At 39.3% G+C, this 23401-nt stretch carries 18 protein-coding genes and 1 riboswitch; of the genes, 9 read left to right on the forward strand and 9 right to left on the reverse strand.

The features are described 5' to 3' along the window. A partial coding sequence (locus DPX34_RS02065) for a beta strand repeat-containing protein (RefSeq protein WP_157964593.1) occupies window positions 1-4941 on the reverse strand: 4941 nt, incomplete at its 3' end. Between the two features lie 460 nt (window positions 4942-5401). Here DPX34_RS02065 and asnB point away from each other — a divergent pair. Together asnB and DPX34_RS02075 are read left to right on the forward strand one after the other, a co-directional pair. After that, a complete protein-coding gene (asnB, locus tag DPX34_RS02070; RefSeq protein ID WP_111976751.1) occupies window positions 5402-7075 on the forward strand; it encodes an asparagine synthase B in 1674 nt (557 codons plus the stop codon). Between the two features lie 179 nt (window positions 7076-7254). Beyond that, window positions 7255-7728 (forward strand): DUF4442 domain-containing protein, encoded by a 474-nt coding sequence (locus DPX34_RS02075; RefSeq protein ID WP_111976752.1) that lies wholly within the window; start codon window positions 7255-7257, stop codon window positions 7726-7728. Window positions 7729-8078: 350 nt separating this feature from the next. Here the strand turns inward: DPX34_RS02075 and DPX34_RS02080 are convergent, their stop codons facing one another. Together DPX34_RS02080 and DPX34_RS02085 are read right to left on the reverse strand one after the other, a co-directional pair. Then, window positions 8079-9020, reverse strand: a complete 942-nt coding sequence (locus DPX34_RS02080; protein ID WP_111976753.1) for a general secretion pathway protein GspB — start codon at window positions 9018-9020, stop codon at window positions 8079-8081. Beyond that, complete coding sequence (locus DPX34_RS02085; protein ID WP_111976754.1) at window positions 9021-10652, reverse strand: ExeA family protein; 1632 nt, start codon at window positions 10650-10652, stop codon at window positions 9021-9023. 91 nt (window positions 10653-10743) lie between these two features. Between DPX34_RS02085 and DPX34_RS02090 the strand changes: the two genes are divergently transcribed. Then, window positions 10744-12012 carry a multifunctional CCA addition/repair protein gene (locus DPX34_RS02090; RefSeq protein WP_111976755.1) on the forward strand — a complete coding sequence of 423 codons (1269 nt, stop codon included), beginning with the start codon at window positions 10744-10746 and terminating at the stop codon, window positions 12010-12012. A gap of 103 nt (window positions 12013-12115) precedes the next feature. Here the strand turns inward: DPX34_RS02090 and DPX34_RS02095 are convergent, their stop codons facing one another. The 3 genes from DPX34_RS02095 to folB are packed head-to-tail and all read right to left on the reverse strand — an operon-like array spanning window position 12116 to window position 13825. Beyond that, complete coding sequence (locus tag DPX34_RS02095) at window positions 12116-12922, reverse strand: undecaprenyl-diphosphate phosphatase (protein WP_111976756.1); 807 nt, start codon at window positions 12920-12922, stop codon at window positions 12116-12118. A 50-nt stretch (window positions 12923-12972) separates the two neighbouring features. Continuing rightward, entirely contained in the window at window positions 12973-13467 is a 495-nt protein-coding gene (gene folK / locus DPX34_RS02100) for a 2-amino-4-hydroxy-6-hydroxymethyldihydropteridine diphosphokinase (RefSeq protein ID WP_111976757.1), read from the reverse strand. A gap of 1 nt (window position 13468) precedes the next feature. Further along, window positions 13469-13825, reverse strand: a complete 357-nt coding sequence (gene folB, locus DPX34_RS02105) for a dihydroneopterin aldolase (RefSeq protein WP_111976758.1) — start codon at window positions 13823-13825, stop codon at window positions 13469-13471. A 100-nt stretch (window positions 13826-13925) separates the two neighbouring features. Here folB and plsY point away from each other — a divergent pair, with 100 nt between their 5' ends. Further along, complete coding sequence (gene plsY, locus DPX34_RS02110; protein WP_111976759.1) at window positions 13926-14576, forward strand: glycerol-3-phosphate 1-O-acyltransferase PlsY; 651 nt, start codon at window positions 13926-13928, stop codon at window positions 14574-14576. Window positions 14577-14641: 65 nt separating this feature from the next. Here plsY and tsaD read toward each other — a convergent pair whose 3' ends face one another. Beyond that, window positions 14642-15664, reverse strand: a complete 1023-nt coding sequence (gene tsaD, locus DPX34_RS02115; RefSeq protein WP_111976760.1) for a tRNA (adenosine(37)-N6)-threonylcarbamoyltransferase complex transferase subunit TsaD — start codon at window positions 15662-15664, stop codon at window positions 14642-14644. Window positions 15665-15854: 190 nt separating this feature from the next. Between tsaD and rpsU the strand changes: the two genes are divergently transcribed. From rpsU to rpoD, 4 genes are all read left to right on the forward strand, one after another. Then, window positions 15855-16070: a 30S ribosomal protein S21 gene (rpsU, locus tag DPX34_RS02120; protein WP_111976761.1), complete on the forward strand. Its 216-nt coding sequence runs from the start codon at window positions 15855-15857 to the stop codon at window positions 16068-16070. A gap of 14 nt (window positions 16071-16084) precedes the next feature. Beyond that, complete coding sequence (locus tag DPX34_RS02125) at window positions 16085-16531, forward strand: GatB/YqeY domain-containing protein (protein WP_111976762.1); 447 nt, start codon at window positions 16085-16087, stop codon at window positions 16529-16531. A 207-nt stretch (window positions 16532-16738) separates the two neighbouring features. Next, on the forward strand, window positions 16739-18493 hold the full coding sequence (dnaG, locus tag DPX34_RS02130) for a DNA primase (RefSeq protein WP_111976763.1): 1755 nt from the start codon (window positions 16739-16741) through the stop codon (window positions 18491-18493). Window positions 18494-18605: 112 nt separating this feature from the next. Continuing rightward, a complete protein-coding gene (gene rpoD, locus DPX34_RS02135) occupies window positions 18606-20438 on the forward strand; it encodes an RNA polymerase sigma factor RpoD (protein ID WP_111976764.1) in 1833 nt (610 codons plus the stop codon). A 64-nt stretch (window positions 20439-20502) separates the two neighbouring features. Here the strand turns inward: rpoD and DPX34_RS02140 are convergent, their stop codons facing one another. After that, a complete protein-coding gene (locus DPX34_RS02140) occupies window positions 20503-20799 on the reverse strand; it encodes a DUF1244 domain-containing protein (RefSeq protein ID WP_111976765.1) in 297 nt (98 codons plus the stop codon). Between the two features lie 208 nt (window positions 20800-21007). After that, a riboswitch (molybdenum cofactor riboswitch) is annotated at window positions 21008-21143 on the forward strand. On the opposite strand from DPX34_RS02140, the gene moaA reads away from it, so the two are divergent. Further along, entirely contained in the window at window positions 21136-22110 is a 975-nt protein-coding gene (gene moaA / locus DPX34_RS02145; RefSeq protein WP_111976766.1) for a GTP 3',8-cyclase MoaA, read from the forward strand. (Overlaps the previous riboswitch by 8 nt.) A 203-nt stretch (window positions 22111-22313) precedes the next feature. Here the strand turns inward: moaA and DPX34_RS02150 are convergent, their stop codons facing one another. Beyond that, the gene (locus DPX34_RS02150; protein WP_111976767.1) at window positions 22314-23396 is read right to left on the reverse strand and encodes a response regulator; all 1083 of its coding nucleotides are present in this window, start codon (window positions 23394-23396) and stop codon (window positions 22314-22316) included. Window positions 23397-23401: the final 5 nt, after the last annotated feature.

Below are 23401 nucleotides of genomic sequence, written 5' to 3' on the forward strand. Positions count from 1 at the left end.
TACGGTATACGTAAAGCTGTCATTGCCGGTGTAGTTACTGTTTGGTGTGTAGCTGAACGTACCATCGGTATTAACGGTTACGGTACCGTTCGCAGGATCAGTCGCTTTAGCAAAGCTTAATGTGCCACCCGAAGTCGTGCTGTCATTACCGGCAACACTGCCGTTTAACACCGTATCTTCGGTTGCATTGAAGCTGTCATCCGCAGCGGTTAAATCCGTGACGGCGGCGACTGTCACACTGACGGTTTGCGTCAAGCTTTCGCCTGAATCCGCATCCGTCACCGTGTAGGTGAATGAATCTGAACCAGTGTAGTTACTGTTTGGCGTGTAGCTGAACGTGCCGTCGGTATTAACCGTCACCGTACCATGACTTGGATCGCTTGCTTTCACAAAGCTTAATGTACCACCTGAGGTGGTTGAGTCATTACCGGCAACACTGCCGTTTAATACCGTATCTTCCGTTGCACTGAAATTATCATCGGCAGCCGTTAAATCGGTTGCGGCGTTGACATTTATCGCTAATTTAGCTTCATTTCCGCCTGTAACTTTATAGACAATATCAGGAACAGAACCATTAAAATTATTTAATGGTTCAAATATATATTCGCCGTTACTATTTATTGTAATGCTGCCAACATTTTCTATATTTTGCTTTTCACCAATGTTATAAGCAACATCATTAATACTGTAGCTGATTACATTCAAACTTGGATCATCGTTAGTCAAAACATTGCCGACAGCTGTACTACCTTCTTCTATTTCTTCACTGTCATTGATTGCATTTTGACTAATGATTGTCGTCGTAACACTATTAGAGTCAGCATTGGCTTTAACGGCTTCAAAACCACCACCATTGACAGAATCTATAATAATTGAAAAGTTTTCTGTACCTTCGACAAACACATCATCTAACGTCGCAACATCAAACGCTTGACTGGTTGAGCCCGCGCTAATGGTGGCTGAGGCTTGGCCGGTGTAATCCGTGCCATCTGTTGCCGTGCCGGTATATGTAAACGTAACGACGACATCACTGGTCGGCACATGACTGTCGTCAATGCTGATAGTGAATGAGGCTTTATCGCCTTCTAAGACCTGCGTATCGCCGCTTAAACTAACCGTGACGTTTTCACTGTTGTTCTCTGGCGCCTCTCCCGTATCAGGGTCTTCTTTTGGCTCGGGCGCATCTGGGTTTGATTCGTCATAAATTGTCGTTTCAACACTATTAGCTGCACTGTTGGCACTGATACTTTCAAAACCACCACCGGTGATAGTGTTGATGCTAATAGTGAAGTTTTCTGAGCCTTCAGCAAAGACATCATCTAACGTCGCAACATCAAACGCTTGACTGGTTGAGCCCGCGCTAATGGTGGCTGAGGCTTGGCCGGTGTAATCCGTGCCATCTGTTGCCGTGCCGGTATATGTAAACGTAACGACGACATCACTGGTCGGCACATGACTGTCGTCAATGCTGATAGTGAATGAGGCTTTATCGCCTTCTAAGACCTGCGTATCACCGCTTAAACTAACCGTGACGACATCAACATCATCATTAATTGTGGTTGTTACATTTGTAGAATTAACAACAAGGTTTTCAAACGAGCCATTATCATTAACTGACGCGATCGAATTACTAATGACATCGTTTTCGCTATATACATCGTCTCGATTAATATCAAGTGTGATCGAAGCACTTGAATTACCACTATCAATGGTTAATTCTTCACCATTAGCTAACACGATCGAGACAGCCGAATTAGCTAATACAGATTCACCAGCTTCATTGGTGAGCTCAACAGTATAAGTAATCGACCCACCATCTTCAGTGGTGGCATTGCTTGCATTTAAAGTTAATGTAACCGTGTCGCTATCATCAGTGATCACGGTAGTAACTTGATTATTTTCGGCTGCAATTAAACGCTCAAAGGTATCACCACCCGATATCGACGAAATCGAATTACTCAAGCTATCTGTTTCAACAAACACATCATCGCGAGTAACATTTGTTGTAACAGAAGCAGATGACTGCCCGACAGCAATGGATATGACTTCACCATTATCTAAAGTAACGTCTAAATTTTCGTTGGTCGTAACATCGTTACCAAATACATCTTTTAATGTAGCGGTATAAACTATATTGCCGTTATCTTCACTCACCGAATCCGTTGCCGTTAAATGGATACTGACTGTGTCGTCTATGGGGGCAACAGCAATATTCACTGAGATAGGATCAGAAGCATTACCTTCACTATCAGCAATAGTGTAGGTGAAAATATCAGAGGTTGTATTACTACTGTCGTGAGTATAATTAACCGTGCCATCATCATTGATAACAAGCGAACCATTATTTGGCTGATTAATAATTTGGATCGAAGATAAATCTAAAGACGACTCACTGTCAGTATCATTGCTTGCAACATTGATAACAACACTCGCGCCTTCATCTAGTGTAGCCGAATCATCTTGGCCGATTGGAGCTGTATCATCAACCGATGCAATAGCCAAATTAACGGTAATAGGATCCGATACATTGCCATCATTATCACTAATGGTATAGATAAACGTATCAGCGGTTGTATCGCTACCATCATGTTGGTAATCAACCGTGCCATCAGCATTGATAATGAGAGTACCGTTTCCTGGCTGTTCAGTGATTACAATAGACGATAAATCAAGGCCAGATTCACTATCAAAATCATTATTTATAATATTAAGTGTTAATTTCGCACCTTCATCTAAAGACCCTGCATCATCTTCACCAATGGGCTTAGTGTCATCAACCGAGGCAATCGCTAAATTAACCGAGATCGGATCTGATTCATTACCATCGTTATCTTTGATGGTGTATATAAAGCTATCACTCGTGGTATCAGAGTCATCATGTTGATAATCTACCGTACCGTCATCATTAATAACGAGAGTTCCATTGTTTGGTTGGGTAATGATGCTAATAGATGAAAGATCTAATCCCGATTCTGCATCAGCATCATTATTAGCGATGTTGATAGAGATTAACGCGCCTTCATTTAATGAAGCAGAGTCATCTTCACCAATAGGTTTTGTATCATCAATTGCATTAACCGCAACATTAACCGTAATGGGATCAGAAACGTTGCCGTTATTATCCGCGATAGTATAGGTGAACACATCACCGGTTGTATCACTATCATCATGTAAATATGTGATCGTGCCATCATCGTTTACAACTAGCGTGCCGTTTGCAGGCGTAGAAATAATTTGGATAGACGTTAAATCAAGACCAACTTCATCATCGCTATCGTTAGACGCGACATCAATAACAACAGAAGCACCTTCATTTATCGTGGCGTTATCGGTTTCACCAATTGGGGCGGTATCATCAATTCGTGTAATGTTAATAATATCTGAATCTGAGACCGTAAATTCGCCATCAGAAACTGATATTTCAATGGCTAATTCCGTTAAGTTTAATTCATCATTATCAACCGCCGCTACACCCGCAGGGGTTAACTTAACGGTGGCACCATCAATAACAAAAAAGTTATCGTCATTATTTTCAATCGTAACAATTAAATTATCGCTATCAACGTCACTGGTATTAAATGTTGCAACAACTGTTGATGTCGTTGTTTCTGTTTCAATAATATCAGCCGCAGTTACCGTTATAGTAGGTGGATCATTAACGGGGTTGACGTTGAGTGAAGCTTGGGCAGAATCAGTAAACTCACCATCCGTTACGCTAAAATTAAAAGTAATAGGACCTGAACTCTCAGGGTTAGGGGTAAATGTCCATGTGCCATTGTTATTATCAACTAATGTGCCTAAAGCAGGATTAACTAAACTCACATCACTAACGGTTAAATCATCACCGTCAGGATCAGTTGCATTAGCCAACAATTGCTCTGCCGTAAAGATAATTGAACCATCTTCAGATATATCACTTAATGCTACATTTTCAGCTGTAGGCGTTTCATTTATTTGTACATCGACCTGACCATTACTTGTACTCGTGTTACCCATCGCATCAGAAAAAGTAGCCGAAACATCAAATACCGCTTCAGTTAATTCTGCAACCACATTATCCGGTAAGGTCCAAGTTCCATCGCCATTATTAACGGCTTGAAAAGTTTCATCGTTAATCGTTACGATAACAATAGCGTCGGGTTCACTGACCGTACCCGATAATGCAGGTGTCGTATCGTCAGTCGAAAAACTATCTACGGTTCCAGTTGGGGCAATAGTATCAACCGTGACTGTGCCTGAAACGGTATCCTGATTACCGTTTTGATCGGTAGCGGTAATAACAACATCATTGACGCCTTCATTAAAAACAATTCCTTCAGGGAAAGAATACGTACCGTCACCGTTATTAATAACTTCAAAAGGGGAACCACCATTTAGTGAAACGGTTACAACTGCGTTAGGGTCGTCAACTGAGCCAACAAGCGTTGGCGTGGTAGTGTTAACAACAACATCTTCAAATTCAGCATTAGGGGCATCAAAATCTAAAATAACAGAAGCGTTACCGTCGGGGATGTCAGTATCGCTATCGTTATTATTGGCAGAAGTAGAATAACCAGAGTCAGCAATAGTTTGTTGATTAGATGAATCAATGGTTGCAGGGCCATCACTTCCTGAACTTGAAGAACCACCAGCAGCGGTTGCTTCGATTTCGGAAAAATCACCTTCCGCAATGGCATCTTGAATGTCACTCACTTCATCTGCGACAGGCTCGTTTTCTGTTTCAAGTTCGGTTTCAGCAACAGCAGCAGTAGGAAAAAGTAACTCTTCGCCATTCGTTAATTGTAAGCGAAATTCAGCATCAGCCTCAGCAACAACCGTAGAGCCTGCAAAAACAGAATCACCAACAGACAAAGGTAATAACTGACCGTTTTCCAATTTAAAAACGGCCCCTTCAATTTCGACGACTCGACCGGATTCTTTTAAAATATATTCTGTTGCCATTTGAATTCCCCAATTCTTAAGTTGCTCTACCAAAACAACTTATAATATTAAATTTATACATCTATGATATTAACTCATCGGATGGGTATCTAAAAGCTTTACATCTATCTTTTTCAGACCCAAAAAATATCATTTTGCAGCATTATGATAATAATTCGTATTTACTTACAATTACGTGAATTAATTGAATGCAATAATGTATAAAATTATAGTTATAGATTGAGTTTAATACTTTTAACTGACCCTAGCACAGTGAATGAACTACCAATTAAATCGATGATTTATTTAGGTTCACACTATACATCGCTAGTTGTTATAACCATATGACATAAGAAAAAGATAAAAACTTACATTCTGACCTTGAATTTTATTTAAAAACTGGCACATTGCATGTTCGGGAAACTCCCGTTGAAGATTTCGATTAAAAACAAAACAATGTAGAAGAGGGAGTGAAAACTCTATGTGTTCCATTTTTGGTATTCTTGATTTAAAAACTGATCAAGCAGAGCTTAGAAAATCAGCTGTAGAGCTGTCTAAATTATTACGCCATCGCGGTCCAGATTGGTCCGGTATTTATGCGGGCGAAAACGCAATATTAGCTCATGAACGTTTAGCCATCGTTGATGTAAATTCAGGCGACCAACCACTCTACAATATAAATCGAAATCATGTTTTAGCGGTTAACGGCGAAATTTATAATCATAAAGAACTTGAAGCAAACTTAAGCATCGACTTCGAGTTTCAAACAAAATCTGATTGTGAAGTGATCTTGGCTAAATACCAAGAAAAAGGTATTGATTTTATTGATGAATTAAAAGGTATGTTTGCTTTTATTCTTTATGATGAAACAAAAGATGAATACCTGATTGCACGTGATCACATGGGCATAATTCCTTTATATATGGGTTGGGACGAACACGGTAATTTTTATGTCGCTTCAGAAATGAAAGCTTTAGTACCGGTTTGTGCATCAATTAAAGAGTTTCCTCCAGGGCATTATTTACACAGCGCTAATGGCGAAATTCGCCAATATTATCAACGTGACTGGATGTCTTATGATGCCGTTAAAGATAACGATGCATCAGCAGCTGATATAAACGCGGCACTTGAAAAGTCAGTTAAAACTCACTTAATGTCAGATGTGCCTTATGGTGTTTTATTATCTGGCGGTTTAGATTCTTCAGTTATCTCATCAATCACGCAAAAATTTGCAGCGCGTCGCGTTGAAGATAATGATGAAGGCGAAGCCTGGTGGCCAAAACTGCATTCTTTTGCAGTCGGTCTAGAAGGTGCTCCTGATTTAATTGCCGCGAAAAAAGTTGCAGATGCAATTGGTACGGTTCATCACGAAATGACCTATACCGTTCAAGATGGTATCGATGCGATTAAAGATGTTATTTATCATTTAGAAACTTATGATGTGACCACTATCCGAGCATCAACTCCGATGTACTTAATGGCCAGAAAGATCAAAGCTATGGGTATTAAAATGGTGTTATCAGGTGAAGGGGCAGATGAAATATTTGGCGGTTATTTATACTTCCATAAAGCACCTAACGCAAAAGAGTTTCATGAAGAACTTAATCGTAAGCTAAACAAACTACATATGTTTGACTGTTTACGCGCTAATAAAGCGATGTCAGCTTGGGGCGTTGAATCACGCGTACCTTTCTTAGATAAAGACTTTATGGATGTTGCAATGCGCATTAACCCTGAAGCTAAAATGTGTAAAGATGGCCGTATCGAGAAAAATATTTTACGAGAAGCGTTTGCAGAAGGTTATTTACCGGATGAAGTCTTATGGCGTCAGAAAGAGCAATTCTCTGATGGTGTTGGTTATAGCTGGATTGATAGCTTAAAAGAGCACTGTGCAGACAACGTGTCGGACGATCAATTAGCTAATGCTGAACATATCTTCCCATACAATACACCTGATACAAAAGAAGCTTATCACTACCGCACTATTTTCACTGAGCACTTCCCACATGCATCATGTGCTGAATGTGTGCCTGGCGGCAAGTCAGTTGCATGTAGTACACCTGAAGCACTAGCTTGGGATGAAAGCTTTAGCAAGATGGCCGATCCATCGGGTCGCGCTGTTGCGGGTGTTCATGACGATTCGTATTCTAAATAGTATCAAGCTTTTGATACTTTAATAAAAGCCAGCGTTTCGCTGGCTTTTTTGTTTTATATAATCCATTTATCCCCAAGTGAAGCCCATTTATTGAAACCCATTAAGTTCACCCTTCGGTATGCTTAACACTATTTAATAACTATCCTATTTAATAATGAATATTTGACTAGGCTCACTCTATGAAACTTTCAAAAGCCAATTGGCAACTTAAACTTTTTGCTTGGTTTAAAGTGCCTTTAATTGCTTTACACAACCCGAAGATTATTTATTTAACCGAAGATGAGGTACGTTTACAGATCAAGCTAGGTTATTTTACGAAGAATCACTTATCAAGCATGTATTTTGGGTCATTATGCGTAGGCGCCGATCTAGCCGGTGGTTTTTTAGCTTTTTTGAAATCGAAAAATAGCCAACAAAAAATATCATTTGCTTTTAAAGATGTAAAAGGTCAATTTTTTAAGCGCCCAGAACACCACGTTGTATTTAGTTGTGCAGATGGAAAATTAATAGACCAAATGCTGACAGAATCCATAAAAAATGACATCAGAGTGAATCAAACGGTTACCATCATCGCGACTTGCCCAGCCATCAATAATGATGTGGTAGCCCGCTTTGAACTCACGCTATCAATTCGCTGCCTAGACCTAATTTAACAATTCTTATTTGCCTAGGGCGTGTTTATCTTTGTCGTATAGGTTTTGTTCAATTCCAAAGCGTTTTGATCGCGCCATTGGCGCGATGGCATAGTAGTTCTATGTCAAAAGCCAATAACAAAGAGCAAAACGTTTTGAATTGAACCCAAAGGGCAGCGCATTGGCACTATTTCTACTATGTTGCCCCACATGGATGTGGGGTAAGGTGACTTTGCAGGAGCATAAAGTCTTTATCGCTCATTTTATGTAGAATAACGACACCGCAATCGCTCTGCCTTGTATAAATCGTTCAAATACGGCTGCAAAAGCATACACAAAAGATAAACACGCCCTAGACCGAGTAAAAAAGATTACCAATCACTTAAGGCAGGTAATGAAAATTCATCATCACCTAACTTCAACACAACATTTTGCGGCATAATTTCAACCAAGGTTAAATTAGGAGCAATAAGCTCTAACTCACGAACAACCTTACCATTAACTTTGATCCACCTCTCTTCGATATTAGAAGAATAGATATGCGTTTGAAAACTAAGTTCTGGCACCGCATTTTGGACGGCTACCGGCATATCAACTAAAGGTGTCACAATGTCAGCTCGTTGTGTTTCGTATATTTCTTGATCTGATAACGCCATGGTTTCGGCTACGGCTTTTTCAAAGCGTAACAGTAAGCTATTTGATATGGGGCTACTTTCAGTTACATCGATAGTCGTATTCGTTAAACGTTTACCTTCAATCATATTTGATGGTGGGGTTTGAGTTAGGTTATTTTCTGCTGCATCGTCATGTTCAGCACGCTTACTTTTTGTTGTTGGCGTAGCGGCCTTAGTAGGTATACTTTCGGGCTTGTTAAACGCAGATGCAAATGTATCGTGATTGATACTAGATTCAGCCCCCCGCGTTTTAGCCAGTCTTTCATTATCACCCATTGAATTGTTGTTATAGGCTAAAGTCGATTGTGTGCCCGCTATTAAACCATCATTATTACTGGCCGTTGGTGTTGCTGATAATGTCGAGCTAACTACAACATCAGCTCGACTGGTTGCATGCTGTTCCTTTTGGGCAGTGTATACAGGTGTGGGTTGATTCATTGAAAACTCCCGCCCCAGCATAAAAAAGAGCACCGCCACTAGCGCAATAATGACAACCATTAAAATAATAACCAATTTAGAGCGTGATTCATTAAATGCTTCTGGTTCTAACTCAATTTTTATAGGCTCAGCAAATAAATCAGCTGGTCGTAAAGCTTGATCGTTCTCTGATTTTTTAAGTGCGTCTAACAAAAATGACATTTAATCGTTACCTATTCTTTTTAATGATGGTCCATCGGTATGTGTAACTCTTTGGATCGCGATCAATGTTTCTTCATCCGCATAAGGCGTTAACGTCAAGCTTTGAGTATTTTGAAAATTATTTAAATTGCGTTGTAACAAACTATCAAATTCAGTGATCACCCTAGGTCGGCGTTGCTGAATATAAGACAGTGCATTCTCTAACCATTGAATTTGAGCTTGCTCACTCGTCGGTTTTATTTCGCCTTTAAAGTCAGTCGGTTGTTGCCAAATAACAATGGCTTCACCACGCCAATGCTCATCCAGCCAATCACGAGAAACATTAACCCTTATGTTATTTAACTGTATTTGATAGTGCTTAGTTGCTTGATTTACTTGAAATAAAACACCATAAAAAGCTTGACCTGTAGTGTCATAAAGTTTGACCACACTAGGGTAATTAAGTTTCGTTATACGAGAAATAGATGTGTTGACAGAGTAGCATCCCAAACGCCAATCACTAATTTGCTGACAGGGTTTAACTAACGGCCCTGCTATTTCAATTTTCCATAAAGCAAATAAAGCGTTAAACGCATCATTTGAATCACGAGCACTATTTATATCTTGTTGTTTTACTAATAAACGGTTTGATTCTATTTGTTCGTTCGTGTTTACACGAGTTGGTGTGTTATTGGCTAATGGCATGCTAGAAGTGCCAATTGGCTTAACGCTTTTTTCTGATTCTTCCGGTTGACTTAACCACCACCCTGACATAAAAACAAAAATCAGTAATATAATGCCGCTCACTATTTTTATCACATTAGGTGAAACCGAATGGGTTACAACGTCATGTCCCAATGCTTCAACAGCCGCTTGCTTAATAATTTTAGCATCCACTTTACTTTTATTTTGTCCATAAGCGCCAAGCAATGCTCTGTCGCATAACAAATTAATAATACGAGGGATACCTCCACTTAAAACATGAATTTCTTTTATTGCAGACCGCGTAAAAATAGCCTGTTGGCAGCCTGCAACCGTTAAACGATGTACGACATAAGCGGCGACTTCATTTAACGTTAAAGGCAATAAATGGTAGCGTGCAGTGATCCGTTGCGCTAATTGCCTTAACTCTTGTCTTTTTAATAATTGTTGTAGTTCAGGTTGGCCAATTAAAATAACCTGTAATAATTTTTTAGTATTTGTTTCTAAGTTTGTTAATAAACGCAACTGCTCTAGCACTTCTGGTTTTAAATGCTGGGCTTCATCAATAATCAACAATGCATTTTGATCGGCTTTATGATTCGCTAATAAAAAATCACGAATACTATCTGTCAGTTCTTTGATACTCGCATCTGATGAAGATTCAATCGAGAATTCATCACAAATAGTGGCTAGTAACTCATGTTCAGTTAACGTTGGATTTAAAATAAAAGCGACTTTGGTATCGTCAGGGACTTGTTCTAATAAACAACGCGAAGTCGTGGTTTTCCCTGTTCCCACCTCACCGGTTAATAATACAAAGCCACCGGTTTCTCTTAACCCAAACATCAAATGCGCTAGGGCTTCTTTATGTCTGTCACTCATGTATAAATATTGTGGGTTGGGTGCGATCGAAAAAGGTGTATCTTTTAAGCCAAAAAATCCTTTGTACATGGTATCTTGATGCCTACAATAAAAAGTCACGTTGAACAAAATACAACGTTTGTTCACTACTAAAAAAATTTATAGGCACAATAGTAGAGATATGAGCATCAAAAACCAAGCAGAGATCGAGAAGAAGCGTTATTTAGTCGGTGGAGCCGTACGTGATAACTTGCTAAACCTTACCGTTAAAGATAAAGATTGGGTTGTTGTTGGCGTTAATCAGCAGCAAATGCTTGATGCGGGCTTTCAACAAGTCGGTAAAGATTTTCCGGTTTTTCTGCATCCAGAAACACATGATGAACATGCTTTAGCACGCACCGAAAAAAAATTAAGTGCGGGTTATACCGGTTTTACTTGTTATGCAGAACCCGATGTTACCTTAGAAGATGATTTACGCCGTCGAGATTTAACCATTAATGCAATGGCCCAAAATCAAGCAGGCAAAATAATAGACCCCTATAATGGCCAATACGATTTAAATAATAAAACACTCAAGCATGTTTCTAACGCTTTTGTTGAAGATCCATTAAGAGTGCTTAGGGTGGCCCGCTTCGCGGCTAAATTACATCACTTAGGCTTTACTATTGCCCCCGAAACAGTCGATTTAATGCGTACCTTGGCTGAATCAGGCGAACTAGCATCATTAACACCTGAACGCATCTGGATAGAAACCGAAAAAGCATTACAAACACCGAATCCAAGAGCCTATTTTGAAGCATTAAAAGCGTGTAACGCTTTAGCTATTATTTATCCTGAAATAGACAAACTATGGGGGATCCCCAATCCTGCAGAGTGGCACCCTGAAATCGACACGGGCGAACACACCATGCTCGTTTTGCAGCAGGCTTGCCTGTATAGCGATGATATTGCCATTCGGTTTTCCGCCCTATGTCATGATTTAGGCAAAGCCGTTACTCCCGCAAACGAATGGCCCTCTCATCATGGACATGAAAAAAGAGGAGTGCCAATTATCAAAAAACTTTGTGATCGTTTGCGTATCCCCAATGAATTAAAATCACTTGCTTGTATTGTCAGTGAGTTTCATTTGCACACTCACAAAGCGTTTGATTTAAAAGCTCAAACTATTTTAAAAATATTCGATAGTATGGATGTGTGGCGAAAACCCGAACGTTTTAATTCATTTTTAACCTGCTGCTTAGCCGATTTTACTGGCCGCTTGGGTTTTGAAAATAGAGAATACCCGCAAATAAACTACTTAAATGACTGCCTTATCGCCGCCAATGCGATTGATATTCAAAGTATTATAAAACGAGGGTTTCAGGGCAAAGCAATACGGGAAGAATTAACTAAACAACGGATTACCGCCATAAAGACGATTAAAGCAGCACAGACACACAACAAACAGTAAAAAGACGATTGATTAGCCCTAATAAAAACACACTAAGGCTAATCAGTTTTTTGGTTCAAGCGCTTAAATAAAGTAACCGTTTATAAAAGCGTCAGTGGGTTTATTACCAATAAACATAAGCCAGTAACACACCACCTAAAGCCAAACGATAAATAACAAATGGGAACATGCCAATACTGTTAATTATTTTTAAAAACAGATGTATACAAGCATAAGCACTGATAAATGCTAAAAATGCCCCCGTACCCAGCCCTAACCAATTAACCGCGTTAGCATCGCCTTCCGTCACCAGCTTTAAGCTATAATAAGTTGCTGCTGCCATAATAATAGGGATAGACAACAAGAAAGAAAAACGCGCAGCTGCATCTCGTGTTAAGCCCATCATTAAACCTGCTGTCATCGTTGCACCTGAACGTGAAGTCCCCGGAATAACGGCTAAAGCTTGAGCAAAGCCAACACCTAAAGCGACTTTCCAGTTAATGCTCTCAATTGTTTTAACTTGTGTTGCTTTGGCATCGGCCCACCACAGTAATAAACCAAAACCAATGGTTGTACTGGCTATCACTAAAGGCGAGCGACCATAATCTTCAACAAAATCACTCATCATAAAACCAAACCCTAAACCGGGTAAAGTAGCAAAAATAATAAGCCAACCCAGTCGACTGCTTTGAGTTTGCTGCTTAGTTTTAATGGATTTAAACCAAGCGAATAATATGTCGCTTACGTCTTTACGAAAATATAAAACAACAGCTAATAATGAACCAAAATGAACAGCGACATCAAAAGCGGTTCCTTGATCTTGCCAATCAAGAATTTGAGCCGGTAATATCAAATGAGCAGAGCTCGAAATGGGTAAAAATTCAGTAATGCCTTGAATCAAGGCCAAAACCAAAATTTGAAGAAACGTCATGGAAAATCCTTAAATTTTATATTCCGTAAATTAAATGAGAACTAAAAGTATTAATGAGCAGGCCAAATGAAATCAACGACCCACAATGCTTGTTTGTTTTTATCAAAATCTGACCAAAGCTCAGCGTAGTTTTGCTTTAGTACAGGATGCAGAGCTTGCGGTGCTATCTCAGCGAGAGGCCACAATACAAATGCATTTTTGGTTATTTCACCACGAGGAAGTTCAACAGGGTCCTGACAAACAACATCATCATAAGTTAACAAATCAAGATCTAACGTCCGTGAACTAAATTTGGCACATTTTCGTACACGTCCATTTTCATCTTCGATTTTTTTTAAAATGTGTACAACTTCCGCAATGGGTTTTGCGGTTGAGGCTGAAATAGCCATGTTATAAAAAGGGTCGCCGCTAAAACCAACTGACTCACTCTCATATACCGATGATAGCGTTAGCTCATCAAAAAAAGTTGATAGACTGGCTACCCCGGCTCGAATATGCGCTTCACGATTAACATTACTGCCTACACTGATATAAATCGTCGCCATTTTAAATTTTTTGACCTCTTTCTATAATCACGCCCACCGTGCGGGCATTTTCTACCGCACCGGGTTTCGACAGTTTAATTTTGAGCCACTTTACCCCAAACGTCGTCATAATCAGTTCTGCTATTTGCTCAATCATTGCCTCAAGCAATTCAAACTTTCTTGATTCAGCAAACCGCGTAACAGCTGCTGATACTTCACTATAATCCAGTGCTTTAGTAATATCGTCAGTCGCGGCAGGTTCTGAATTTGGCCATGCCATTTCAATATCAAAAATTAATTTTTGACGGATTCGCTTTTCCCAATCGTAAACACCTATACAAGAATTTACAGTTAATTCTTCAATAAAAACAATTGCCATAGTTTCGCCCTAAAATCTTTGCTATTCTTGCTTAATTCAATGCCGATGGGTTTAAAGCGAGAGTGTACCTTATTTTACTGCAAGGACAAATACAGAGCCAATGACGAATTTATTCTGGCCTATGCTTTTATGTGCCTATTTGATTGGTTCTTTATCAGGAGCCCGCATTGCCCGTTATATTTTTAATACCGCTAATCCATTAACTGAAGGCTCTAAAAACCCAGGTGCGACTAACATGTACCGAATAGCGGGTTTAAAGCCGGCTGTTTTTACATTTTTGTTTGATACCTTTAAAGCACTTATCCCCGTTTATGGTTCATTCTTTTTAAAATTACCTCCGCTTGAATTAGGTATTATTGCCATAGCGGCCTGTATTGGCCATATTTGGCCAATATATTATCGCTTACAAGGCGGTAAAGGCGTCGCGACTGCCTATGGGTCAATGTTGCCACTTGGCATTGAGCTTGGTTTAATGCTGATGTTCACTTGGCTGATCATTATGTTTAAATCACGTTTCTCATCTTTAGCGTCCATTACCACTGCCGGACTTGCACCACTTTATATTTATTTTATCAAACCAGAATATGTCTACCCTGCAATAATGTTATGTATTTTAATTATTATTAGGCACTGGCCTAACATACAAAGGTTATTAAAAGGTGAAGAGAAAACAATGGCTGAAAAGCAATTTTTAACGAATCTGAAAAATAGACATAAAAACAAAGCGGTTAATAAAGAGAAAAATCAGTAAGTTGTTATGCAATGCCAAAATAAATACAACTCACTGATATAAATACAAAACGATATCCGCAGTGTTTACATTGCTAGCAGCTCAGTAATTGGCCATCTCGGCTTAACAACCGCATCATTGCTAACATGTCCCGCTTTAAAACGTTGCATACCGGCATAAGCAATCATCGCTCCATTATCGGTACAAAATTCAGTTCGAGGGTAATAGACTTGGCCACCTAATTTTTTCATTAAGTCACCGAGAGCAGCCCTTAAATGGACATTAGCACTCACCCCCCCCGCAATCACAATTCGTTTTAGACCCGTTTGCTTTAATGCACGCTTACATTTAATTAAAAGCGTATCAACAGCGGCTTCTTGAAAAGCAAAAGCGATATTGGCTTTGGTTTGTTCATTTGTGTTATCCATCCCGCCTTCGGCTCTTAACGTGTTGGCAGCAAATGTTTTTAAACCTGAAAAGCTAAAATCTAATCCTGGTCGGTCGGTCATTGGTCGTGGAAAACGATAAACACCTTTTTCACCAAGCTCAGCTAATTTAGCTAACCGAGGACCACCGGGGTATTCAAGCCCCATAATTTTCGCTGTTTTATCAAACGCTTCACCAACAGCGTCATCAATACTCTCACCCAAAATGGTATAGTCGCCAAGCTGTTTAACTTCAACCAACAACGTATGCCCACCCGAAACCAGTAAGGCGATAAATGGATATTCTGGCTGCTCTTCTTCTAACATAGGTGCAAGTAAATGTCCTTCCATATGATGCACGGGCACAACCGGTTTTTGCCAAGCAAAAGCTAACCCTCTCGCAATCGTAGACCCGACTAACAGCGCACCGACCAAACCTGGCCCTGCGGTATAAGCAATAGCATCAATATCGTTTTTAGTTGAGCCACTTTCTTCTAATGCCGCATCAATAAGAGGTAATGTTTTACGCACATGGTCGCGCGAAGCAAGCTCTGGAACTACACCACCGTAATCGGCATGTAATTTAACCTGACTATATAATTGATGAGATAACAAACCAAGCTCGTCATCATAAACGGCTATGCCGGTCTCATCACATGAGGTTTCGATTCCTAAAATGCGCATACTTTCTTAACGTTATGGGATATTTGGCGCGTATTTTACCTACGGTTTAACTATTTCTCCAGTTTTAAGTTTAAAGTAGCTTTACAAGTAAAGGGCTAAGGTTTAGAATGCCGCACCATTTTTTGAGTCACTCGTCCATTTTTTATGATGTGGAGCGGGTTTAAATTAACATCCTTGAGGTGCTTTTATAATGCCAATCATTAAGGTAAAAGATAACGAACCGTTTGACGTTGCATTACGCCGTTTCAAACGCTCATGCGAAAAAGCCGGTATTCTTTCTGAAGTACGTCGTCGCGAACACTACGAAAAACCAACTAGTGAACGTAAGCGTAAAAAAGCAGCAGCCGTAAAACGTTCTGCTAAGAAAGTTGCTCGCGAAAACGCACGTCGCACTAGACTTTATTAAGAAGAACTTCAATCATGAGCTTAATTGAACAGTTAAAATCTGCCATGAAAGATGCAATGCGAGCAAAAGAAAAAGTTCGCTTAGCAACTATTCGTATGGCACTTGCTGCGATAAAGCAAATCGAGATCGATGAAAAGAAAGAACTTAACGATGACGACATCGTTGCTGTTTTGACTAAAATGGTTAAACAGCGTAAAGATTCGCTATCTCAGTTTATAGATGCTGGGCGTGATGATTTAGCTGCAAATGAAGCCAACGAGATTGAAGTGATTGAAGGATTTTTACCTGCTAAGTTGAGTGAATCTGAAGTTTCAGATTTAATCACAGCCGCCATTAACTCCAGCGGAGCCGAAGGCATGCAGGATATGGGTAAAGTAATGGGGGTGTTAAAACCTCAAATACAAGGTAGAGCCGATATGTCGGTTGTGAGCAAACAAGTTCGCGATCAATTAAACAGCTAGCCAATACCCAGTTTAAAGCCTATCCAAAACCGCGCTATTGTGCGGTTTTGTTATATTTAAAGCTTAATTTTTTAATCCTATTACTCATTAAAATTAAAGAATCAACAGGCTTGAATTTTAAGATTTCATCCTCATTTAATTATACTTGATATGATCAAGTTGTAGATAATTACAAACCTATACCTAACTTAAGGCTAACCTCTAAATATGGCCGGACGTATTCCTCGCGCATTTATTGATGACATTATAGCTCGAACAGATATTGTAGATCTGATCGATAGCCGAGTGCGTCTAAAAAAAGCAGGTCGTAATTATCAAGCATGTTGCCCTTTCCATAATGAGAAATCGCCTTCATTCACCGTTGCACCCGATAAACAGTTTTACCATTGTTTTGGCTGTGGGGCACATGGTAACGCTATCTCATTTCTTATCGAATATGACAAGCTAGAATTTGTTGATGCAATAGAAGAACTCGCGGGCATGCATAGCATGGAAGTCCCCCGTGAAGAAGGCCAACATAAGCAAACACCAGAACAGGTTTCACAAATAAAAGCGGATTATGAGTTAATGCAACTTGCGGCTGAGTTTTTTAATCAGCAGCTACAAACGCATGAAAAATCAGCTGACGTACAAGCTTATGTCAAAATGCGGGGGATCGAGCAAAATATTGTGCAAGCCTTCCAAATAGGGTATGCACCAGAAGCCTGGGACGCCTTATTAAAAACATTAGGGCAAACAAAACAAGCCGCACATCAATTGCGCGACTTAGGTATGCTCATCGAAAATGATAACAATAGATTGTATGATCGTTTTCGCGATAGGTTAATGTTCCCTATTCTTGATCGCCGCGGAAAATGCATTGGCTTTGGTGGTCGCATTTTAGGTGACGGCACACCCAAATATTTAAACTCGCCTGAAACGCGTATATTCCATAAAGGTAAAGAGTTATACGGTTTATATCAAGCAAGGCAAAACAATCGAAGATTAGACCGCTTATTAGTTGTTGAAGGCTATATGGACGTGGTTGCATTAGCTCAAGCCGGTATTAATTACGCTGTTGCCTCTCTCGGAACCGCGACAACACCCGAGCAAATTCAATTAATGTTTAGGTATTCACCTGAAATTATTTGTTGCTACGATGGTGATAAAGCGGGTAGAAGCGCGGCTTGGCGAGCGCTTGAAAATGCATTAATGTATTTAACAGATAACGTTAAAATGCGTTTTGTATTTCTTCCAGATAAAGAAGATCCCGACACACTGGTTAAAAAAATTGGTGCAGCGGAATTTGAAAACCTAATCGATAACGCGAAACCCATCGAAACATTTTTATTTGAAGAATTGGCGAATCAAGCCAATATTGATAGTTTACAAGGTAAAGCTAAACTCAATGAGCTTCTAACTCCTTTGCTCGATAAAATACCACCAGGTGAATTTAAACGGTTATTAAGCAATAAGCTTAACCAAACCTTAGGCAAAGCAGATAATTCGCACCTAGATAGAGTAAAAGAAGCCAAACAAAAACAAACAATGCGCAATCAAACCGCCAGCACCAAAGCAACACCGGTAAGAAAAGCACTTGCAATATTATTAGAACAACCCAGATTAGCACAAACATTAGCCCACATGACTGATTCTCAAATACTTGCCCTTGGGCAAGTAGAGCTGCCTGGGGTGACCTTATTTGTTGAAGTTTTAATGTACTGCCGCGCACGTGAAAACGTTAATGTAGGTCAAATACTTGAGCATTGGCGCAATAACCCAAATCAAGTCACATTAGCTAAAATATCAGCGTGGGAACACCATGTGACAGAAGAAAATCAAGAAAAAGTATTTCTCGATATTATGGATAGTTTATTAAGCTTATTCATAAAACAAAGAAAAGAAATATTGATGACAAAAGCAAGAATGAATTTAATCCAGCAAAACGAAAAAGAAGAATTAAAAGCTCTTCTTAAAATGTAATAAAATTAGTTTACATTTTTTATACAGTAATTGACATACCATGTTATAATTGGTCGTTTACCGTTCTCGTTTATTTATACCGAAAATTTATTAATATTAAGTGGAAGTCTGTATGGAGCAAAACCGCCAGTCACAATTAAAGCTTCTCGTTGCTAAAGGCAAAGAACAAGGTTACTTAACCTACGCCGAAGTAAACGACCATCTTCCTCAAGAGATTGTTGATTCTGACCAAATTGAAGACATCATTGGCATGATCAACGACATGGGTATTCAGGTCTTTGAAACAGCGCCTGATGCTGATGCCTTGTTAATGGCAGAAGAAACTAATACTACAGATGAAGACGCAGCAGAAGCAGCTGCCGCTGCATTAGCGACTGTAGAAAGTGAAATTGGACGCACGACTGATCCTGTGCGCATGTATATGCGTGAGATGGGAACCGTTGAACTATTGACCCGCGAAGGCGAAATAGAAATAGCGAAACGCATAGAAGATGGTATTAACCAAGTACAATCTTCAGTTGCTGAATATCCAGATTCAATGTCTCATTTACTCGGTGAATGGGATCGCTTTGAAGCAGAAGAAATTCGCTTATCTGATATTGTTAATGGTTTCATTGATCCAAATGAAACTGAAGCTGTTGCTCCTGCCGCAACTCACGTTGGTTCAGAACTATCAGATGAAGATCTTGATGATGAAGATGATGACGACGATGAGGAAGAAGAAGAAGACACCGGCATAGACCCTGAGTTCGCACGTGAAAAATTTAGCGAATTAAGAACAGCATACGAAAAAGTATGTGCCGATATTGAAAAGTCAGGACGTGCATCACCGCCAGCACAAGCCTCTATTGCCGCTTTAGGCGAACTCTTTAAAGAGTTTCGCTTAATTCCGAAGCAATTTGATTTGCTTGTTAATAAAATGCGCAGCATGATGGAGCGAGTTCGAACTCAAGAACGTTTAATTCTTAAGTTTACTGTTGAATATGCAAAAATGCCAAAACTTGAGTTTATGCGCGCTTTTGCAGGCGATGAATCATCAAATGCTTGGTTATTAACCGCGATTGATTCAGGTAAAGCCTATTCTGCAAGCTTAGCTCAGCAACAACATGATATAGAACGTTGTTTACAAAAATTAAAAGCCGTTGAAGAAGAAACACAGTTAAATATTCATGCGATTAAAGATATCAATCGTCGTATGTCTATTGGTGAAGCCAAAGCGCGTAGAGCGAAAAAAGAAATGGTAGAAGCCAACTTGCGTTTAGTTATTTCAATTGCCAAAAAATATACCAACCGTGGTTTACAATTCTTGGATTTAATCCAAGAAGGTAATATCGGCTTAATGAAAGCAGTTGATAAATTTGAATACCGTCGTGGTTACAAATTCTCAACTTATGCGACTTGGTGGATCCGTCAAGCAATTACGCGTTCAATTGCTGACCAAGCAAGAACGATACGTATTCCGGTACATATGATTGAAACGATTAATAAACTTAATCGTATTTCACGTCAAATGTTGCAAGAAATGGGTCGCGAGCCAACGCCTGAAGAATTAGCAGAGCAAATGCTAATGCCAGAAGACAAAATACGTAAAGTATTAAAGATTGCCAAAGAACCTATTTCGATGGAAACACCGATAGGCGATGATGAAGATTCACATCTTGGTGATTTTATTGAAGATTCAACCATTGATTCACCTGTTGACTCTGCAACGTCTGAAAGCTTACAAAATGCAACACGCGATGTTTTATCGGGTTTAACCGCGAGAGAATCGAAAGTGCTACGTATGCGATTTGGTATTGATATGAATACCGATCACACGTTAGAAGAAGTGGGTAAGCAATTTGATGTAACACGCGAACGTATTCGTCAAATTGAAGCGAAAGCATTACGTAAGTTAAGACACCCTTCTCGCTCTGAACAGCTTAAAAGCTTTTTAGACGAGTAAGATTCGCTTCGCACTAACGCTTATAAACGCGACTTAAAGTCGCGTTTTTTGTTTCTTGGTTTTGTTATTTTTTCTTAGCAGCCTGAATAGCTTCAAACTGAGCTAATTGCTCTGGTGTAGCAGGTAATTGGTGTTTTTCTTTCCATTCAGCGTAAGGCATTCCATAAACAAGCTCTCTTGCCGAATCTGAATCGGCTTCAAGATTTAATTTTTCAGCTTCTGCGACATACCATTTAGATAAACAATTACGGCAAAAACCCGCTAAATTCATGAGTTCGATATTTTGCACATCTTTTCGGCTGTCTAAATGTTTAAGTAAACGACGAAATACAGCGGCTTCAATTTGATCATTTTGTTGCATAGTTATTCTCACTTAAGGTAGATCAAGGTTTCGATTATCAAGACAGATTATACTTATGCTCGGATGACTGCAAGTGATAGCCCCTATAAGAGCAAAAGCAGAAATAACAAGATAACCATCCTCAAATTAACGTTACGATAGTATTTAGTGATTAAAATGCTTAAAATACACAATCTGATTAAGCTTGTGCCAGGTAAGGTATAAAGCTTGATCCTCATAACTCCGAGCTTCTTAACCTAAGGTGTTTAACTAAGGTTACTTAGCCGAGAGCAAACAAGCTCTCCAAGGTTTAAATAGAAATGTTTGAGCCTCCCGAATTTGGAAAGGTGTTACTACATGCTCATAGATAATTTTAAACGAGAATTTCGTTATCTAAGATTATCCATCACTGATGTTTGCAATTTTCGATGTGATTATTGTTTACCTGATGGATATGAATGCGATACCGAAAGAAAATTTTTATCCCCTGACGAAATACGCCGCTTAGTCACAGGGTTTGCCCAAACAGGCATCAGTAAAATACGCCTTACCGGTGGCGAGCCCGCCCTGCGTAAAGACTTAACGGAGATCATTGAAATTTGTAAAAATGTCAAAGGCATTGATACGGTAGCCTTAACAACCAATGGTTTTAACTTAAGCAAAAAAATAACAGAATGGAAAAATGCAGGCTTAGATGCATTAAATGTTTCAATTGATAGTTTACGGCCTGATGTATTTAAACAAATTACCGGCTTTGATAAATTAAATGAAATTTTAGCGGGCTTAGAAATAGCACAATCTTTAAATTTTAATGCGGTGAAAGTGAATGCCGTATTGCTCAATGGCTTTAACCATAGACAGTTAGATGAATTTAAGCATTGGATAAAAGATAAAGAAATGACCTTGCGCTTTATCGAGCTGATGCAAACGGGTGATAACTTAGACTACTTCAATAAACACCATATAAGCGGAGCTGACATAAAAAAAACACTTATTGATGACGGTTGGGTAGAAAAAATCAAGCATAAAAATGCAGGGCCAGCTCAAGAGTTTAGTCACTCAGATTATCAAGGTAATATAGGTTTAATAATGCCATATAGCCCCGATTTTTGCCACACCTGCAACCGATTACGCATTAGCGCTTTAGGTAATTTACATTTATGTTTGTTTGCCGAGCAAGGCTACAGTATTCGAGAATGGTTGCAAACAGATCAACAGCTACCTGATTTAGTGACTCAACTACACCGTTTATTAAATACAAAAGCCGCTACACATGACTTACATAACTTAAATACGGGAGCAACTAAACATTTAGCGATGTTAGGTGGTTAGATAAGCCGCATTACAAAGTTCTATTCATGTTAATAACGGCAGAATAGCAGGACAAATATAGTCAAAGCGATCGGGTTTTAGGGGAAGCCGTCAAGCTTCGAGACGCCATGAGCATATGCTCTACTATGTGATTGGGGCGAGTAAGCGCTGACAATGAATCATAAAACCTGAGCGAGAAGACTATACATAACCTGCTATTCTCTTTAGAATAAGCCGTAGCGCCTGTATTCAGATTCAAAAGCCAACATCGCGGTATCAATATCAGTTTGATTAACATCATCAGCAGCTTGCTCAATCGCTCCAGCTAATTCACTCAGCTTATCAAAACCAAAATTACCACTTGACCCTTTAATCGCATGTGCAACCTTACCAATGAGACGAAAATCTTTCATTTGATACGCTTTTTGTAAGCGATCAATATCGGCAGGTAAGTGGCTGATATATTGGCGTTTGAGCGATAAATACTCTTCACTCGATAAATTAACTTGTCCAACCGCTTCTGCCGAATCATTATTCACATGTTGATTAACGACATCAACTAACGCTTGAACATTAATGGGTTTGGCAACATGAGCATTAAAACCAAGTGACAAGTAATGTTGAATATCTCGGTTGCTGGCATTTGAACTCAATGCAATCACCGGACAAGATAAGCCCGTTTGCTGTAATAACTCCAATGCCTTAATGCCACTAAAAACCGGCATTTGTATGTCCATTAAAATCAATTCAAAATCTTTAGAAATCGCTAATTCAACCGCTTCTTCACCATTTTTAGCGATCACAACACTTAGCCCCATTTTTTGCAGTAAACGAGAAATTAATTGTCGGTTGTCAAAATGATCTTCAGCCACTAAAACTTGGCCCGAAAGTTTCTTAATCGCAGAAGGCAATAAAGAAGCATTATTGCAAAGGTTAGGTTCTTTTGTTAATTGCGCTAACATGGCAGCTAAATGAGTGATGCGGCAAAGCGCAAAAGATTGCGCTTTTAATACAAAAGGAAATAAAACAATTTCGTGACCTTGCACATCAACATATCTCACTTCACTGCCACTGTTTACCGCTTGTAAACCAAGCACATTAATTTTATTGGCCAAAATAGTCGGTAAGACGTGCTCTAAATTATCTCGAGTTGAAAATTGTAACTCGCTAGCAAAAATACCATTAGCATAATGTAAATAACCTTTTTGCTTATCAAATTCAATAATAATTAAAGCATCTGATGATGTTTGCCAATGTGTTTGATAACACGCAAGCAATACATCGGTGGTTGGACTAAGCGTGGTCATTACAT

The sequence above is a fragment of the Algibacillus agarilyticus genome (assembly GCF_003286125.1).
GTDB classification, from domain to species: Bacteria; Pseudomonadota; Gammaproteobacteria; order Enterobacterales; family Alteromonadaceae; genus Algibacillus; species Algibacillus agarilyticus.